At 74.7% G+C, this 16,789-nt stretch carries 11 protein-coding genes and 1 tRNA gene; 4 read left to right on the forward strand and 8 right to left on the reverse strand.

Annotated elements, in window-relative coordinates:
- Position 1 precedes the first annotated feature (1 nt).
- On the reverse strand, positions 2–2,800 hold the full coding sequence (aceE, locus tag LY71_RS16995; protein ID WP_106279802.1) for a pyruvate dehydrogenase (acetyl-transferring), homodimeric type: 2,799 nt from the start codon (positions 2,798–2,800) through the stop codon (positions 2–4).
- Positions 2,801–3,124: 324 nt separating this feature from the next.
- Here aceE and LY71_RS17000 point away from each other — a divergent pair, with 324 nt between their 5' ends.
- From LY71_RS17000 to LY71_RS17010, 3 genes are all read left to right on the forward strand, one after another.
- Positions 3,125–3,550, forward strand: coding sequence for a DUF3052 domain-containing protein (locus LY71_RS17000; protein ID WP_106279804.1), 426 nt, complete (start codon positions 3,125–3,127; stop codon positions 3,548–3,550).
- A 100-nt stretch (positions 3,551–3,650) separates the two neighbouring features.
- On the forward strand, positions 3,651–4,112 hold the full coding sequence (locus LY71_RS17005; protein WP_106279805.1) for a peroxiredoxin: 462 nt from the start codon (positions 3,651–3,653) through the stop codon (positions 4,110–4,112).
- 91 nt (positions 4,113–4,203) lie between these two features.
- Positions 4,204–4,275 (forward strand) — tRNA-Val (locus LY71_RS17010).
- 101 nt (positions 4,276–4,376) lie between these two features.
- On the opposite strand, the gene LY71_RS17015 is transcribed toward LY71_RS17010, so the two are convergent.
- A complete protein-coding gene (locus tag LY71_RS17015; RefSeq protein WP_211297394.1) occupies positions 4,377–5,177 on the reverse strand; it encodes an esterase/lipase family protein in 801 nt (266 codons plus the stop codon).
- Positions 5,178–5,385: 208 nt separating this feature from the next.
- Between LY71_RS17015 and LY71_RS17020 the strand changes: the two genes are divergently transcribed.
- Complete coding sequence (locus tag LY71_RS17020) at positions 5,386–6,294, forward strand: alpha/beta fold hydrolase (protein ID WP_245887973.1); 909 nt, start codon at positions 5,386–5,388, stop codon at positions 6,292–6,294.
- On the opposite strand, the gene LY71_RS17025 is transcribed toward LY71_RS17020, so the two are convergent.
- The 6 genes from LY71_RS17025 to LY71_RS17050 form a co-directional block, all read right to left on the reverse strand.
- Positions 6,269–7,801, reverse strand: a complete 1,533-nt coding sequence (locus LY71_RS17025; RefSeq protein ID WP_106279807.1) for a long-chain-fatty-acid--CoA ligase — start codon at positions 7,799–7,801, stop codon at positions 6,269–6,271. The two genes, LY71_RS17020 and LY71_RS17025, sit on opposite strands and share 26 nt — an antisense overlap.
- A gap of 79 nt (positions 7,802–7,880) precedes the next feature.
- On the reverse strand, positions 7,881–10,835 hold the full coding sequence (locus LY71_RS17030) for a wax ester/triacylglycerol synthase family O-acyltransferase (RefSeq protein WP_106279809.1): 2,955 nt from the start codon (positions 10,833–10,835) through the stop codon (positions 7,881–7,883).
- Positions 10,832–13,078, reverse strand: coding sequence for a glycerol-3-phosphate 1-O-acyltransferase (locus LY71_RS17035; protein ID WP_106279811.1), 2,247 nt, complete (start codon positions 13,076–13,078; stop codon positions 10,832–10,834). The genes LY71_RS17030 and LY71_RS17035 overlap by 4 nt, the downstream gene beginning before the upstream one ends.
- A gap of 103 nt (positions 13,079–13,181) precedes the next feature.
- On the reverse strand, positions 13,182–14,189 hold the full coding sequence (locus LY71_RS17040) for an NAD-dependent epimerase/dehydratase family protein (RefSeq protein ID WP_106279813.1): 1,008 nt from the start codon (positions 14,187–14,189) through the stop codon (positions 13,182–13,184).
- Between the two features lie 63 nt (positions 14,190–14,252).
- Positions 14,253–15,656, reverse strand: coding sequence for a WS/DGAT/MGAT family O-acyltransferase (locus tag LY71_RS17045; protein ID WP_106279816.1), 1,404 nt, complete (start codon positions 15,654–15,656; stop codon positions 14,253–14,255).
- A 105-nt stretch (positions 15,657–15,761) separates the two neighbouring features.
- A complete protein-coding gene (locus LY71_RS17050; protein ID WP_245887975.1) occupies positions 15,762–16,742 on the reverse strand; it encodes an alpha/beta fold hydrolase in 981 nt (326 codons plus the stop codon).
- Positions 16,743–16,789 lie beyond the last annotated feature (47 nt).

The following is a 16,789-nucleotide window of genomic DNA, read 5'->3' on the forward strand; positions in this document are numbered from 1 at the left end:
TTCAGGTGGCCGGGCTGGGGTCCGACCGCTGCTCCTCCGGCGCCTTGCGGACGTCGCGGATCTGGTACTTCTCCACCGCCTCGCGCACTCGCGCCCGGTCGACCTGGCCGCGGTCGGCCAGCGAGGCCAGCGTGCGGACGACGATGCTCTCGGCGTCCACGTGGAAGTGCCGCCGCAGCGCCGGGCGGGTGTCGGACAGGCCGAACCCGTCGGTGCCCAGGGTGGCCATGCCGCCGGGGACGAACGGCGCGATGAGGTCGGGGACGGCCTTCATCCAGTCCGACACCGCCACGACCGGGCCCTCGGCGTCCTGCAGCCGCTGGGTCACGTAGGGCACCTGCGGCTCGTCCTCCGGGTACAGCAGGTTGTGCTCGCCGACCTCGTCGGCCTGCCGCCGCAGCTCGTTCCACGACGTGACCGACCAGACGTCGGCCGACACGCCCCAGTCCTCGCGCAGCAGCTCCTGCGCCCGCAGCGCCCACGGCACCGCGACCCCGGAGGCCAGCACCTGCGCCCGCGGCCCCTCGCCGGAGCCGGGGGCGTAGAGGTACATGCCAGCGAGCAGGCCCTGCACGTCCAGGCCCTCGGGCTCGGCCGGCTGCTGGAACGGCTCGTTGTAGACCGTCAGGTAGTACATGACGTCGGGGCTGCGGTGCCCGCCGAGCGGCGCGCCGGGGTCCTCGCCGTACATGCGGGCCAGCGCGTCCTTGACGATGTGGCCGACCTCGTAGGAGAAGGCCGGGTCGTAGGACACGACGGCGGGGTTGGTCTGCGCCAGCAGCAGCGAGTGGCCGTCCTCGTGCTGCAGGCCCTCGCCGTTGAGCGTCGTGCGGCCGGCGGTGGCCCCGAGGACGAAGCCGCGGGTCATCTGGTCGGCGGCGGCCCAGAACGAGTCGCCGGTCCGCTGGAACCCGAACATCGAGTAGAAGATGTAGATCGGGATCATCGGCTCGCCGTGCGTGGCGTACGACGTGCCGACGGCGGTGAACGACGCCGTCGAGCCGGCCTCGTTGATGCCCTCGTGCAGGATCTGGCCCTGCTCGGACTCCTTGTAGGCCAGCATCAGCTCGCGGTCGACCGAGGTGTAGCGCTGGCCGCCCGGGTTGTAGATCTTCTGCGACGGGAACAGCGAGTCCATCCCGAAGGTGCGCGCCTCGTCGGGGATGACCGGCACGAACCGCGGGCCGAGCTCCTTGTCCTTGAGCAGCTCCTTGAGCAGGCGGACGAACGCCATCGTCGTCGCCACCTCCTGCTTGCCGGAGCCACGGCGCAGCACGTCGAGGGCCTTGTCGTCGGGCGCCTTGAGCTGCTTGAACTCCGAGCGCCGCCGCGGGACCGCGCCGCCCAGGGCCCGCCGCCGCTCGAGCATGTACTGCATCTCGTCGGAGTCCGGGTCGGGCTTGTAGTACGGCGGCAGGGTCTTGTCGAGCTGCTCGTCGGGGATGGGCAGGTAGAGCCGGTCGCGGAAGGCGGCGAGGTCCTCGGCGGTCAGCTTCTTCATCTGGTGGGTGGAGTTGCGGCCCTCGAAGTGGCTGCCCAGCGTCCAGCCCTTGATGGTCTTGGCGAGGATGACCGTGGGCTGGCCCTTGTGCTCCACCGCCGCCTTGAACGCCGCGTAGACCTTGCGGTAGTCGTGCCCGCCGCGGGAGAGGTCCCAGACCTCCTTGTCGCTCATGCCCTCGACGAGCTTGCGGGTGCGCGGGTCCCGGCCGAAGAAGTGCTCGCGGACGAACGCGCCGTCCTCGGCCTTGTAGGTCTGGTAGTCACCGTCGGGCGTCTGGTTCATCAGGTTGACCAGGGCGCCGTCGCGGTCGGCGGCCAGCAGCGGATCCCACTCGCGGCCCCAGATCACCTTCACGACGTTCCAGCCGGCGCCGCGGAAGAAGGACTCCAGCTCCTGGATGACCTTGCCGTTGCCGCGCACCGGGCCGTCGAGGCGCTGCAGGTTGCAGTTGATGACGAAGGTGAGGTTGTCGAGCTCCTCGCGGGCGGCCAGGCCGATGAGGCCCAGCGACTCCGGCTCGTCCATCTCGCCGTCACCGAGGAACGCCCACACGTGCTGGTCGGAGGTGTCCTTGATGCCGCGCGCCTGCAGGTAACGGTTGAACCGCGCCTGGTAGATCGCGTTCATAGGGCCGAGGCCCATGGACACGGTGGGGAACTCCCAGAAGTCCGGCATGAGCCGCGGGTGCGGGTAGCTGGACAGGCCGCCGCCGGGGTGGCTGACCTCCTGCCGGAAGCCGTCGAGCTGCTCCTCGGTGAGCCGGCCCTCGAGGAAGGCGCGGGCGTAGATGCCGGGGGAGGCGTGGCCCTGGAACCAGATCTGGTCACCGCCGCCGGGGTGGTCCTTGCCGCGGAAGAAGTGGTTGAAGCCCACCTCGTACAGCGACGCGGAGGAGGCGTAGGAGGAGATGTGCCCGCCGACGCCGATGCCCGGCCGCTGCGCGCGGTGCACCATGATCGCGGCGTTCCACCGGATGTAGGCGCGGATGCGCCGCTCGGTGTCCTCGTCGCCGGGGAAGTAGGGCTCCCGCTCGGGCGGGATCGTGTTGATGTAGTCGGTGCTGCGGAGGGACGGGACGCCCACCTGCTGCTCACGGCTGCGCTGCAGCATCTTGAGCATCAGGTAGCGGGCCCGCCCGCGGCCTGCGTGCTCGACGACGCTGTCGAGCGACTCCACCCACTCCTGGGTCTCGTCGGGGTCGGTGTCGACCAGCTGGCTGGGGAGTCCGTCGGTGATGACCGCGCGGGGCTGGCCGGCGTCGCGGGTGGGGTCCCCACCCTGCTGCGGTGCGCTCATGCCCCCATCGTCGCGCGTCCGGGCGGTCTGCGTCACGTCAGCACTGCGCGTCGGCGGCGTACCGCCTGGTACCGGCGTGGTGTGGTCCCCGCGGAACGCTTGCGCCTGACCAGGCATGCCCTACGCTCCTGCCCACGCGGACCGACGCCGTCGGCCCCGCGCGTCCGGGCACGAGAGGGGTGACATGACCAGGCAGCGGGTGGCACCCCCGCCGGTCGTGTCCGCCGTCGGCCCCCACACACCCCCGCGTGCACCCGGGGACCGGTGCCGCGCGTGCGCCGGCGCCGGGTCGGCGGCCATCGATCCTCCGGAGGAACACCAGGGATGAGCGTCGACTCGGGCAGCGCCGGCATGGCGGCCCGGTTGGGCATCAAGACGGGCATGGTCGTGCAGGAGCTCGGCTGGGACGAGGACGCCGACGAGGACCTGCGCGACTCCATCGTCGAGGCCTCCGGCAGCGAGATGGTCGACGAGGACACCGACGAGGTCGCCGACGTCGTCCTCCTCTGGTGGCGGGAGGACGACGGCGACCTGTTCGACGCGCTGACCGACGCGCTGACCTCGCTGGCCGACGACGGCGTCGTCTGGCTGCTGGTCCCCAAGTCGGGCCGGCCCGGCCACGTCGCGCCCGGCGACGTCACCGAGGTGGCGCCGACCGCGGGCCTGTCGCAGACCAGCAGCATCTCCGCGGCGAAGGACTGGTCGGGCATCCGGCTGGTCACGCCGAAGGCGGCCCGGAGCCGCCGCTGACGAGGGACCCCCTCGCCCCCCCACCGCTCGCACGCTCGCGGCGGGCCCCTGCGAGGGGGCCGCTCCAGCCCGTCGCCGGGGGTGGGGCACGATCGGGCGCATGAGCCTCTCCGTCGGCGACGTCGCGCCCGAGTTCAGCCTCCCCGACCAGGACCGCCAGGTCGTCTCCCTCGCCGAGCTGCGGGGCAGGCCGGTGCTGGTCGTCTTCTACCCGTTCGCCTTCTCCGGCATCTGCACCGGTGAGCTCTGCCAGCTGCGCGACGAGCTGGCCACCTACACCGACGCCGGCGTCACCGTGGTGGCCATCAGCACCGACCCGGTGTTCAGCCTCAAGGCGTTCAAGGCGCAGGAGGGGCTGGAGTTCCCGCTGCTGAGCGACTTCTGGCCGCACGGCGCCACCGCCCAGGCCTACGGCGTCTTCAACGACAAGGCCGGCATGGCCCTGCGCGGCACCTTCCTCGTCGACGCCGAGGGGAAGATCGCCTTCGCCGAGGTCAACCAGCCCGGCGACGCGCGCGAGCAGTCGGGCTGGAAGGACGCCGTCGCGAGGATCGCGGCCTGAGGAAGGACCCCGCTCGGGTGGCCCCGCTGCAGGGCCCCGCCGCGAGCGTGCGAGTGGTGGGGGGCAGCGGGGTCCTTAAGCTGGGCGGGCGGGGCGCGTAGCTCAGCGGGAGAGCTCTCGCCTTACAAGCGAGCGGTCGCAGGTTCGATCCCTGCCGCGCCCACCTCGCCCCGCGCCCGGCGTCGACCTGGGGTGGTCTCAGGCGGGTCGAGACGACCCCAGGTCGACACGGGACGGTGCCGAGGTGCCGAGGTGCCGGAAGCCTCAGGCGGCCGCGGCGGTCTGCGGGAGCGGCGCCGGGACGTCCGGGCGGGGGAAGCAGGGGCGCAGCGCCAGTGGGGCGCGGAACGGCCGCCAGGTGCCCTCGGGCTGGGCCAGCCGGTCGGCGACCGCGTAGATGACGGCGGGGTGGTGGCCCATGCCCAGGTGGCTGGCGTAGACGGCGATGTTCTCCGTCTGCGGAGAGAGCCGGTCCAGGCACGCCTGCCAGGCGACGATCCCGTCGTGGTGGGAGTAGATCGAGGTGGCCGGCACCTGCAGCGGCGTCGCCTCGCTCGCCAGCGGCAGCGTGCGCCGCTCCACGTGCAGGTGGGAGTACCGCTCGAAGACCCGGTTCGCCCGGGTCTGGCTGTCGCGCTGCAGCGCGAAGGGGCTGCCCAGGGTGATCACCTGGCGCACCGAGTCGGGCACCTTGCGGGCGAGGTCGCGGGCGAAGATGCCGCCCAGACTCCAGCCCACCAGGCTGATCGGCCGGCCGTAGCGGTCGCTGAGGTCGTCGATGCGGCGGGCCATGCCCTCCACGCACTCGGCGGTCGGGCCGATGTTGCGGCCCAGTCGCCAGCCGTGCACGCGGTAGCCGAGCCGGCGCAGCGTCCGGCGCAGGGTGCGGGTGGAGGCGTCGTCGGCCATCAGGCCGGGCAGCACCAGCACGGGGTGTCCGTCGCCCACCGGCAGGCGGGGCAGCAGCGGTCGGGCCGCGAGGTAGAGCCCGTAGTCCGCGCAGGCCCGGCCGACCTCGGTGAGGTACAGCGGCAGTCCCGGGCCGTCGTACTGGTGTCGCGACACGTCGTCCTCCTCGCCGGACGGCCCCGTCGCCGTCTCCGTACTGGCCGGTACCACGGTGGCGTCCCGGCCACACTTCTCCGAGGCGGCGCGCGGGGTCCTGATACGTCCGCTGTGGCCCCCGCCACAGCCGTCGCACGCACCCCACTGCGCGCGGGCGGACCGGGCGCGTGCGACCGTGCGGACGGCACACACGGCGGGAGGAGCACAGGTGGAACAGCCCGGGACGAGCCGGACGGTCGACCTCGGCGGTCCGGTGCACGTGGTCGACTACGGCGGTGCCGACGACGGCCCGGCCGTGGTCCTGGTGCACGGGCTGGGCGGCTCGCACGGCAACTGGGACCTGCTCGCCCCGCTGCTGACGCCGTCGGCCCGGGTGTGGGCGCTGGACCTGCCCGGCTTCGGCCGCAGCGAGCCCGGCGGACGGCGGACGACGGTGCAGGCCGACGTCGGCGTGCTGCGGGACTTCCTGCACGAGGTGGTCGGCGAGCCGGCGGTGCTCGTCGGCAACTCGATGGGCGGGATGGTCTCGCTGTTCACCGCCGCGGCCGAGCGCGACCGCGTCACCGGCCTGGTGCTCCTCGACCCCGCGCTGCCCGGGGGCCGCCGCCGCCTCGACCCGTTCGTGGCCGCGACCTTCGCGCTCTACGCCCTCCCCGGCGTGGGGGAGCGGGTGCTGCGGCTGCGCCGGTCGCGGCAGACGCCGCTGACCCGGGTCCGCGCCATGCTGCAGCTGGTGGGCGTCGACCCCGACGAGCTGCCCGCGCCGGTCGTCGACCGGGCGGTCACCCTGCTCGAGCAGCGGGAGGACGTCGCCGGCATGGACCGGGCCTTCCTGACGGCGGCCCGCTCGCTGCTGGGCATCCTCCTCGACCCGCGCCACTACCGGGCGGCCATGACCCGCGTCGCCGCGCCGGTGCTGCTGGTGCAGGGCGACCGCGACCGCCTGGTGCCCGTGGACGCCGCCCGCGAGGTGGCCCGGCAGCACCCGCACTGGCGCTACGAGGAGCTGGCCGGCGTCGGGCACGTGCCGCAGCTGCAGGTGCCCGACCGCCTGGCCGCCCTCGTCCTCTCGTGGCTGCGGGAGACCGTCCTCAGCGGTTCCGCAGCTCGGTCTTGAGCACCTTCCCGCTGGGGCCCTTGGGGAGCTCGTCGATGACGACCACCTCGCGCGGGTACTTGTAGGCCGCCAGTCGCTCCTTGCAGAACGCGACGACCTCGCCGGGCTCCGCGGAACTGCCCGGGCGCAGGCTGACGAAGGCGACGACCTCCTCGCCGAGCCGCTCGTCGGGCCGGCCGATGACGGCGGCCTCGAGCACGGCGGGGTGGGTGTGCAGCACCTCCTCGATCTCGCGCGGGTAGACGTTGAAGCCGCCGCGGATGACCAGGTCCTTCTTGCGGTCGACGATGTAGAAGAAGCCGTCCTCGTCGCGGTGGCCGAGGTCGCCGGTGTGGAACCACCCGCCGCGCATCGCCTCGGCGGTGGCCTCGGGCCGGCCGAGGTAGCCCTTCATGATGTTGTGCCCGCGCAGCACGATCTCGCCGACGTTGTCCGGACCCGGGGGCAGCTCCCGGTCGTCGGGGTCGACGACCCGCACCTCGCAGCCGTAGAGCCGCTTGCCGATCGACAGCACCCGCCGGTCCTCGGCGCTGCGGTTGAAGGTGGCCAGCGCGGAGGTCTCCGACAGGCCGTAGCCCTCGAGGATCGTCGTCCCGGGGTAGGCGGCCTCGAACCCGCGGATCACCTCACCGGGGATGGAGGCGCCGCCGGACACGCAGACGCGCAGGGTGGACACGTCGCGGCCGGTGAGGTCGGCGTGCACCAGCGCGACGAACATCGTCGGCACCCCGCAGAAGACCGTCACCCGGTGCTGCTCGAGGGCGTCGAGGACGGCGTCGACCTCGAAGCGCGGCACGAGCACGAGGGTCGCGCCGGCGCGGACGGCGCTGTTCATCACGCTGGACAGGCCGAAGACGTGGAACAGCGGCAGCACGGCCATCGCGACGTCGTCGTCGCCGTAGCCGAAGGTCTCCGCGGCGACGGTGGCGGCCATGAACATCTGGAAGTGGGTGAGCTCGGCGCCCTTGGGCCGGCCGGTCGTGCCGCTGGTGTAGATGACGACGGCCGTGTCGTCGGGGGACATCTGCTCGACGTCGGCCGGGTCGGCACCGGCACCGGCGGCGACCAGCTCGTCGAACGGCGTGGTGTCCGCGGGCAGCTCGCCGCCGCCGGGCGACGGGACGACGTAGACCCGCACGTCGCCGGCCTCGGCCGCGCCCTTGACCGCCTCGTCGGCGAACGCGTCGAAGGTGATCAGCAACCGGGCGCCGCTGTCGGAGAGGTGGTAGGCCACCTCGGGCGCCTTGAGCAGCGGGTTGAGCGGCACCAGCGTCAGCCCGGCCCGGAGCGCACCGAAGTAGGCGAGCACGAACTGCGGCACGTTGGGCAGCTGCAGGGCCACGGTGTCGCCCCGCCGCAGCCCGGCCGCGCGCAGCCCCGCCGCGACCTGGGCCGAGAGCTGGTCGACCTGGCCGTAGCTCAGCGTCGACGGGCCGAGGCGCAGCATCGGCTTGTCGGGGTGGGCGAGGGTGGACTCGCGCAGGATGGTGGTCAGGTTGAAGCTCATCGCCGCTCCTGGACTGTGACGTGCGTTACGTCACGGTCCAGTACCGCGTCAGCCGGTGCGTACACCTGCCCGCCGGTGCTCAGCGGCCGAGGGCGACCACCTCGTCCAGGCCGGCCTGCAGGTCGGCGACCAGGCCCGCCGGGTCGGTCACCGCGGCGGAGTCCACGTTGACGCCGATGCAGCACTGGCCCTCGTGGGAGAGCAGCGTGACCATCGCCGCGCAGCCGGGCAGCGGGCCGAAGGGGTACATCCGGTCGATCCGCGACCCGGCGATGTAGACCGGGTGGGTCACCCCGGGCACGTTGGACACCTGGACGTCGTTCGCGCTGGTCAGCCGCCCGGAGACGGCACCGATGACCGGTGCGGGCAGCCAGCTCAGCGTCGGGGCCAGCAGGTCGGTGACCACGCTGGAGCCGCTGGTGTCGCCGCGCACCGACAGCACGAACTCGCGGATGGTCCGGATGCGCACGGCGGGGTCGGCCTCGTCCAGCGGAGCGGGGAACCGCGCGCCGGTGAACCGGTTGCCGCCCTCCGGCGCGTCCTGGGCGCGCAGGCTGATCGGGATGCCCACGGCGAGCGTGCCGAGCGGGGAGCCGTGCCGCTGGTGGTAGCGGCGGAAGCCCCCGACCACCGCGGCGAGGAACCCGTCGTTGAGCGACCCGTCGGCCGCCTTCGCGCCGGCCTTGAGGTCGGCGAGCGGCACCTCGAGCACCTCCAGGTGCCAGTCGCCGCCGCGCGGGGTGAGCAGGGTGGAGCCGGGGCCGGGCGGGGTGAGGGTGCGTCCGGCCGAGGTCACCGACCCCAGCGCGGAGGTCACCGCGTCCCAGGGCCGGGCGCCGGCGGTCAGCGCCCCGACGCCGCGGCGCAGCACCGCGAGCGGGGCCGAGCGCGCCGTGCCGACCAGCTGCTCGGTGAGCAGCGCGGTGCGCGAGACGTCGTCGTCCGGGGTGGGGACCGGCGGCTCGGGGCGGGCGGGGTCGTGCTCGGCGGTGCGGCTGTGCAGCCGGCTCATCAGCTGCACCGCCCCCAACCCGTCGGTCGTGCTGTGGTGGGTCTTGACCACGTAGCCGGCCCGCCCGTCGGACAACCCCTCGACCAGCATCGCCTGCCACAGCGGGCGGTCGCGGTCCAGCGGCGCGGAGACGAACTCGCCGACGACGTCGAGCAGCTGCCGCATCGACCCCGGCTCCTCCAGCCGCACGCGCTGCACGTGCGCGTCGAGGTCGAGCCCGGGCACGGTCAGCCAGCGGGGCGCGCCGATGCCGAGCGCCGGCTCGACGACGCGCTGGCGCATCCGCGGCACCATCCGCGAGGCCCACTCGTGCGCGGCCCGCAGCCGCTCCCAGTCCGGCGCGGGGTCGAGCAGCTCGAGCAGCGCCACGTTGGCGCGCAGCCGCGGGTCGGCCACCTCGGCGCGCCACATCGCCGTCTCCAGCGGGTTCATCTCCGGCGCGCTGCCCCACGCCAGCGGCGGGGCGGGCACCGGGGGGCCGGCGTCGGCGGTCGGCTCCTCCGAGACGACGGGCCGCTCGGCCCGGCCCGACCAGTTGGCCAGGGTGCGCAGGTACCGGTCGTGCACCTCGGCGACCCGCTGGTCGATGTCCGCGACGGTCCACCCGTCGGTGGGGATCGGCGGCAGCACGCGCACCTGCACCACGCCGGGGTGGATCGTGGTGGCGCCGCGCCACATCAGCTCGCCGGTGTTGCGCAGCACGATCGGCACGATCGGGACGCCGGCCTGCATGGCGACGTGGAAGGCGCCCTTCTTGAACGGGCCGAGCGTCGGGGTGGCCGAGCGGGTGCCCTCGGGGGCGATGACCAGCGAGATGCCCTCGCGCAGCCGCTCGACGGCGGGCTCGAGCGCCTTGCGCGCCTGGGCCGGGTCGCCGCGGTCGACGAAGGCGACGTCGGCCAGCCGGAAGGCCAGCCCGAAGCCCGGCGTCCGCGCCAGCTCCTTCTTGGCCACGGCGGTGAAGCCGCCGCGCAGCAGCTTGGCGAGCACGAGGACGTCGAGCTGGCTCTGGTGGTTGAACAGGAAGACGGCGGGCCGGGTGGCCAGGTGCTCGGCGCCCTGGACGTCGAGCTTGACGCCGGCCAGCGCGCTGCCGAGTTCACCCGCGAGGGTGATGCCCAGGTCGACCGCCTCGCGGCGGGAGCCGCTGAGCGCGCCCACGGCCAGGCCGGTGGCGAAGCCGCCGAACATGCCGCCCACGCCGGCCACGGTGCGGGCGAGGTCGACGGGGGAGGCGCTGCCCCGGCGGCGGAAGCGGGCGATCGGCCAGGAGTTGTGCCGGGCCGCGGCGGCCAGCCCCCGGCCGGGGTTGAGCGCGCGGGCGCGGCCGACGGTGCGCAGGAACGGGACGTCCTCGTCGCCGTTGGAGTAGGCGTAGCTCTGCAGCAGGTCGATGCCGTGCTCCGCGGCGAAGGTGCGCACCGCCTCGGCCTTGCCCTTGCGCCACAGCAGCGGGCCCCCGGGGCGGCCGGTGCAGACGCCGTCGACGATCTCCACCGGCGAGACCAGCACGTGCTCGACGCCCAGCGCGCGGGCGGCCGGCTCCACCTGGAAGCGGGTGGCCGAGGAGGCCAGGACGACGGTGTGCCCGGCCTCCAGGTGGGCGGTGACCAGGCGCCACGCCTCCGGGTAGAGCGACCCGGCGATGCCCTGGACGAACAGCCGCTCGCCCAGCTCGGCCAGCTCGTCCTCGGTGCGGCCGGCCCAGGCGCGCATGCCGGCCACGGTGAACCGCTCGAAGTCCTCCTCGGTGGTGACCCCGCGCAGGCCGTTGAGCAGCAGCTCGCCCATCGCGGCCGGGGTCACGTGCAGCGAGCGCAGGTGGTGGCGGGCGAAGGCGGCCAGCGAGTAGCCGTCGATGACGGTGCCGTCGAAGTCGAAGAACGCCCCGACCCGCGGGCCGCGCGGCGCGGCCTCGACGTCGGCGATCAGCTGCTCCTCGGTCCAGACGCCCGACCGCGCCATCGCCGCCGCCTGCCGGCCCAGCCCGCCGCCGGTCGCCGTCCCCTGGTCGGCCGTCACGGCTCCACCCCCACGTTCTCCCGCCGCGCCGCGGCGTCCAACTCGTCGATCACTCCTACTCGGCTCACCACGTCCCGGACTTGAGCCGCCCACTCCTGCCGCCGGCGGGCCAGGTCCTCCCGGCCGGGGTCGACCAGGTCGAGGTTGGCGGCCAGCTGCAGGGCGCTGGCGAACAGCTCGCGGGACAGCGACTCCGGCCCGTGCAGCCGGCCCTGCAGCAGCATCTGCTGGCCGACCCCGCTGCACTCGGCGAGGAAGTCGGCCTGCACCACCGGCGTGCGCGGGTCGCGGGCGGCCAGCCGCTCGGCGACCACGAGCTGCGCGTCGACGAAGGACCGCAGCACCCGGTGGGCCAGCAGCAGGGGCGCGCGGCACAGCACCTCGCGGCCGTCGGCGGTCTCCCACTGGGGGTCCAGCAGTGCGAGCTCCTCGGCCAGCCGGTCGCGGTAGGCGTCGCGCTCGGGGAAGAAGAACTCGAACTTCAGCTGGTCGCGCAGCCGGAAGGCCTCCTCCCAGCGGTCGACCGGGTCGCGCAGCAGCACCAGCTCGGCGATGGCGCGGTCGACGACGTGGTGGATGGCGCTGTTGCGGTAGAACGCGGCCACCAGGTGCTGGCCGCGCTCGATGGCGTAGACCGGTTCCTCGCCGCCCTCGTAGGCGGTGACCACGCCCTGCTGGGCCAGCGCGGTGAGCACCCGCCGCACGCCGCCGCTGGTGCGCAGCGCCGCGCCGGAGTGCGGGCGGCCCTGCTCGGTGAGGTAGTCCAGCAGCGGCTCGAGCACCCGCTGCACCTGGGCCAGGGTCAGGGCCCGGTCGCGGACGCCGAGCAGCGCCAGGGTCACCAGCGCCGTCGCCGTGGCGGGGGTGACCGCGTTGATGCCGACGGCGACCTGGAAGGCCACCTTCTGCAGGGTCAGCCGGCGCGCGTCGGGGTCGGTGGGGTCGGCGCCGCTGCGCAGCGCGGCGGCCAGCGACAGGGGCTCGGCGAAGCCGACGTGCACCGTGCCCAGCGGCGTGCGCACCTGTTCGCGGATGTAGGAGGCCATCCACGACAGCCCCTCCCCGCGCTTGGCCGCCCCGCGCTGCTCGGCGGCCATGCTCGACACCTCGCGCAGCTGGTCGTAGGTGATCGAGACGGGGACGACGTAGACGTCGTCGACCCGGCCGCGCTCGACGGCGTCGGCCACGTAGCGCAGCAGCCCGTGGCGGGGCGGGCGCAGCTTGCCCGTCCGCGAGCGGCCGCCCTCCATGTACCACTCGAGGTTGAACCGCTTGGCCAGCAGGAACGCGAAGTACTCCCGGACGGCCAGCTTGTAGACCTGGTCGTCGCCGAAGCTGCGGCGGATGAACACCAGCCCGGCGCGCTTGGCCAGGGCCCCGACCGGCCAGAAGTCGAGGTTCTCCCCGCCGAGGACGTGGTTGCGGGGGAAGTCGTGCCGGGCCAGCACGTCGGCGAGCACCAGCGGGTCGACGTAGGACCGGTGGCTGGGCAGGAACACCAGCGGGTGGCGCCGGTTGAGCTCGCGCAGGTCGTCGAGCCGGGCGGTGTCGGCCTGCACGTCCCAGGCGCGGGCGTGCACCGGCCGCAGCAGGCCGGTGAACACCTCGACGGCGACCGGGTCCATGGCGGCGGCCAGGCCGCCCAGGTCCTCGACCGCCTCGGCGAGCACCTCCTCCTCCGGCCGGTCGAGCTGCGCGGCGAGGGCGGCGATCTCGCGGCGGAAGTCGGGGTCGTGCTCGATCGCCTCGACGACCTGGCGCGGCACCTTGGCCCGGTCGCCGACCACCGAGCGCTCGGCCCGGTCGAGGGCCAGCGCGGCCTGGTGGGCGACGAACCCGGCCAGCGAGCCGCTGCCGTCCCACCGGCTGGTCAGCTCCGCCACGGTGGCCGGCTCGGCGACCACCACGCGGGCCCGCTCGGGGTCGCGGCGCAGCGCGGCGGCCTGCAGCGGCGCCGGCGGCCGGCGCCGCAGCGAGGGCCGGGCGTCGTGCAGCCGCCCGCGCGCCGACCGGCCCGGGCGGGGCGCGGGAGCCCGGCGGGGCGCCCAGGCCACCCGGACCGCCGTCACCACGGTGTCGGGAGAGGCGGTCGCCAGCGGCCCGGCCAGGGCGGTGCCGCTCAGCGGCAGCACGGTGACGCCGTCGCCGTCCGGCAGCGCCTCGGCCACCAGCCGGCGCTCCACCTCGCTGCCGACGTCGGTCAGCACGATGCGGGGGACGGCGGTGTCCACCACCTCGGTCATGCGCACCTCTCTCGGGACGGGTCCGGCGGGGTCGCCGCGGCGCGGGCGCGGGACGGCGGCGAGGGCAGCCTGCCCTCCCGCGACCGGCCGCGGTAGCCCCGGGTCACCTCGAGCGGAGCGTGGCGCGCAGCGCCTCCAGGCCGCTGTAGCGCGGGGTCCAGCCCAGCTCCTCGCGGGCCTTGGTGGTGTCCATGATCGCCGGGTGGCTGGCGGCCTCCACCCACTCGGCCACCGGCGGCAGGAACGGCAGCCTCGACACCGCGCGCGCGGCGAACTGCGCCGGGCCGGGCGGCAGCGGCAGCGGCAGCGCGCCGTACTCGCGGGCGACGTCGGCGACCGTGAGCACGCCGTCGCCGGCGATGTTGTAGGCCCCGGGCGGGCCGGCCGCCACGACGCACCGCAGCAGCGCCTGGCCGACGTCGTCCTCGTGGATCACCTGCAGCGGCAGGGCCGGCACCGCGACCGGCACCGGGACCGGCAGCCGCCGGGTGCTCTGCTCGGCCAGCCACCGCCCGAGCGGGGCCAGCGGGCCGGGCAGCAGGTCCTTGGCGCCCACGGTGTGCGGGCCGAGCACCACCGGCGGGCGCAGCAGGTACAGCGCGATCTCCGGGTGGGCCTGCGCCTCGGTGTGCAGCAGCTGCTCGAGCTCCGCCTTCTCCTGGGCGTAGAAGAGCCGGGACGCCGGGCGCACCGGCCACTCCTCGGTCATGCCGACCGGGTTGTCCGGGTGGAAGCCGTAGGCGGCGAGCGAGGAGGCGTAGACGAACCGGCGGGCGCCCGCCGCGGCGGCGGCGCGGAAGGCGTTGAGCGTGCCGTCGACGTTGATCGCCCGGGTGGTGTCGCGCGAGGCGTTGCCGGTGATGAGGAACGCCAGGTGCACCACGACGTCGGCCCCGGCGAAGGCCTCCCGCAGGGCGTCGGCGTCGCGGACGTCGCCGCGCCGGTAGCTCATCTTCGTCCAGCCGCGGGCGGCCGGGTCGAAGGGCCGGCGGGCGATGCCGACGACGCGGCCGATGCGCTCGTCGGCCTGCAGCAGCGGCACCAGGCCCTCGCCGAAGGTGCCGGTGGGGCCGGTGACGGCGACGGTCAGGTCGGTCTCGGGGGCGGTCACCCGGGTTCCGCTACCCGGCGTCCCGCGCGGTGAACCCGGTCCGCGCGCGGGACGCCGGGCCGGTCACCGTGCGGCGGCCGCGGGCTGCTCGGCGGCCAGCGCGACGAGCTCGTCGACGCCGCGGCGGATGCCCTCGGAGAGCACGTCGACGTCGGGGAAGGCGTCGAAGTCGGCGTTGATCCCGAAGGTCATCGAGTTCAGGTAGCTGAAGATGCCGATCGAGATGCGGGTGCCGCCGGCGATGGGCACGTAGGGGTGCGCCGACACCATCCGCCTGCCGAGCAGGTACAGCGGCACCCGCGGACCGGGCACGTTGGTGGTCACCGCCTGGCACCACGTCTGGCCGGCCTGCATCGAGGCGCGAACGCCGAGAGCGAGCATCGTCGGGGCCATGAAGTCGCCCATCGCGATGATCGAGCGGGCGTCGACGGCCTGCATGGTCCGCTTGTGCTCGTCCATCTGCCGGCGGATGGCGGCGAGCCGCTCCCGGGCGTCGGGCACGCCCACCGGCAGGTCGACGAAGACCGCCGTCACCCGGTTGTCCAGGGAGCCGCGCTCGCCCTCCTGGCGCACCGAGATGGGCACCATCGTGCGGACGACGGTGTCGGCGCCCAGCGCGCCGCGGCCCTTGAGCAGGTCGCGGAAACCGCGGGTGATCGCGGTGAGGACGACGTCGTTGACCGTGCCGCCGAGCGCGGTGCGGGCGGCCTTGAACTCGGCGAACTCCGCGTCGGCCCAGGCCCACCGCCGGTGTGGCCCGATCGGGCCGGTGAGCGTGCGGGCCGTCGGGGTGAGCGCCTGCCGGGCCAGCGCCGGCAGCGCGGAGGCGGCCGCCCGGGCGCTGCTGACCAGGCCCTTCGCGCCGCCGGTGACCGCGGCCGGGCCGGCGGTGAGCTGGCGCAGCGGTGCGGTGACGCTCTCGGTGAGCGCGCCGGCGACCAGGCCCACGCCCGAGGGGCTGCGCTGCGGCGTCCAGTCGCGGGGCGTGCCGTGCTCGGCGTCGGGGTCGAGGTCGAACATGACCTGCATCAGGTCGGTGCCGGCGATGCCGTCGACCATGCAGTGGTGGACCTTGGAGATGATCGCCCAGCGGTCGTCCTCCAGGCCCTCGACCAGCCAGACCTCCCACAGCGGCTTGGCCATGTCCAGCCGCTGGCCGAGCACCCGGCCGGCCAGGTTGCGCAGCTGCTCGGGGCCGCCGGGCCTCGGCACCGCGGTGTGCCGCACGTGGTAGAGGATCTGGAAGTGCGGGTCGTCGACCCACACCGGCCGGCCGAGGTCCAGCGGCACCCGCCGGACGCGCTGCCGGTAGCGCGGGACGAGGGGCATCTTGCTCAGCAGCAGCCGCACCAGGTCGCCGTAGGAGGGGGGCGGTCCCTCGAACACGGCCACGGAGCCCACGTGCAGCGGGGCGTCCTCGCTCTCGGCGTAGTAGAAGCCGGCATCGGTCGCGCTCAGGCGGTCCACGGTCGCTCCTCGATGGTCGGGACGGTGCCGTCCGGTGGCGTGACCAGCGGACCGGTCACCGCACGCACGGTCGTGTGGTGCCGGACACGCTAGGCGTGCCGCTGCTCACCCCGCCTGCCGGGCGGCGTCCGGGCCGGCGGCCTCCACCCGGTCGAGCAGGTCCAGCAGCGCGCGGTCGACGACGGCGGTGCGGGTGAGGTTCACGCTGTGCCCGGCGCCGGGGACGACGACCAGCTCGGCGCCGTCGCCGATCAGCTCGGCCAACCGCCGGCCGTGCGCGGCCGGGGTCAGCCGGTCGTACTCGGCGGCGACGACGGTGACCGGCACCCGGCCCAGCACCGGCAGCGACGCGGTCTCGTCGTGGTCGAGGAAGGTGCCGTAGAAGGCCATGGTGATCGGCAGCGGCGTCTCCTCGAGCATGTCCTGCACCAGCCGCACGGCCTCCGGGGTGGCGTCGTCCCGGCCGAACAGGTAGCGGCGCATGTAGTGACGGCCGATGCGGGTGCCGCGGCGCCGGAACCGCTCCAGGGTCGGCGCGAGCAGCCGCAGCCACCACAGGTACAGCGGCAGCAGCCGGAGCCGGCGCATCAGCCCGACCACGGTGCCCAGCAGCCCGGAGGCGACCAGCCCGCCGGCCGAGGTGGCCAGCAGGAAGGCGCCGACCACGCGGCTGCCGAACAGCTCCGGCCGCTGCCGGGCCAGCGCCATGACCGTCATGCCACCCATCGAGTGGCCGGCCAGCACCACCGGTCCGCGGGGGACGACGGCGTCGAGCACCTGGGCCAGGTCGCGGCCGGTGCGGTCGATGGTCGCGCTCCTCGGGTCCGCCCAGCCCGAGCGGCCGTGCCCGCGCTGGTCCCACAGCACCACGCGGGCGCGGTCGCGGACGGCGTCGCGCTGCAGGTCCCACTCGCCGAGCCGGGCGGTGAAGCCGTGGCTGAACACGACGGTGAGCGGCGCGTCGGCGCGGCCGTCGACCTCGACGTGCAGGTCGACGCCGTCGTCGGTGCGCACGGTGCGTGAGCCGGGCGGCGGCGGACCGGGCTGGCGGGGGACGGGGGAGGCGTTGCCGGGGGCGGTGGGCACCGGTCCATGACAGCGCAGGCCCGGGACCCCGGCGACTCCGCGCGGTG

Origin of the sequence: Geodermatophilus tzadiensis (assembly GCF_003002915.1) — a bacterium.
In the GTDB taxonomy this organism is placed as follows: Bacteria; Actinomycetota; Actinomycetes; order Mycobacteriales; family Geodermatophilaceae; genus Geodermatophilus; species Geodermatophilus tzadiensis.

Coding starts and splice junctions, on each gene's coding strand:
- aceE (WP_106279802.1), bottom strand. CDS start 2,800: ATGAGCGCACCGCAGCAGGGTGGGGACCCCACCCGCGACGCCGGCCAG.
- LY71_RS17000 (WP_106279804.1), top strand. CDS start 3,125: ATGAGCGTCGACTCGGGCAGCGCCGGCATGGCGGCCCGGTTGGGCATC.
- LY71_RS17005 (WP_106279805.1), top strand. CDS start 3,651: ATGAGCCTCTCCGTCGGCGACGTCGCGCCCGAGTTCAGCCTCCCCGAC.
- LY71_RS17025 (WP_106279807.1), bottom strand. CDS start 7,801: ATGAGCTTCAACCTGACCACCATCCTGCGCGAGTCCACCCTCGCCCAC.
- LY71_RS17035 (WP_106279811.1), bottom strand. CDS start 13,078: ATGACCGAGGTGGTGGACACCGCCGTCCCCCGCATCGTGCTGACCGAC.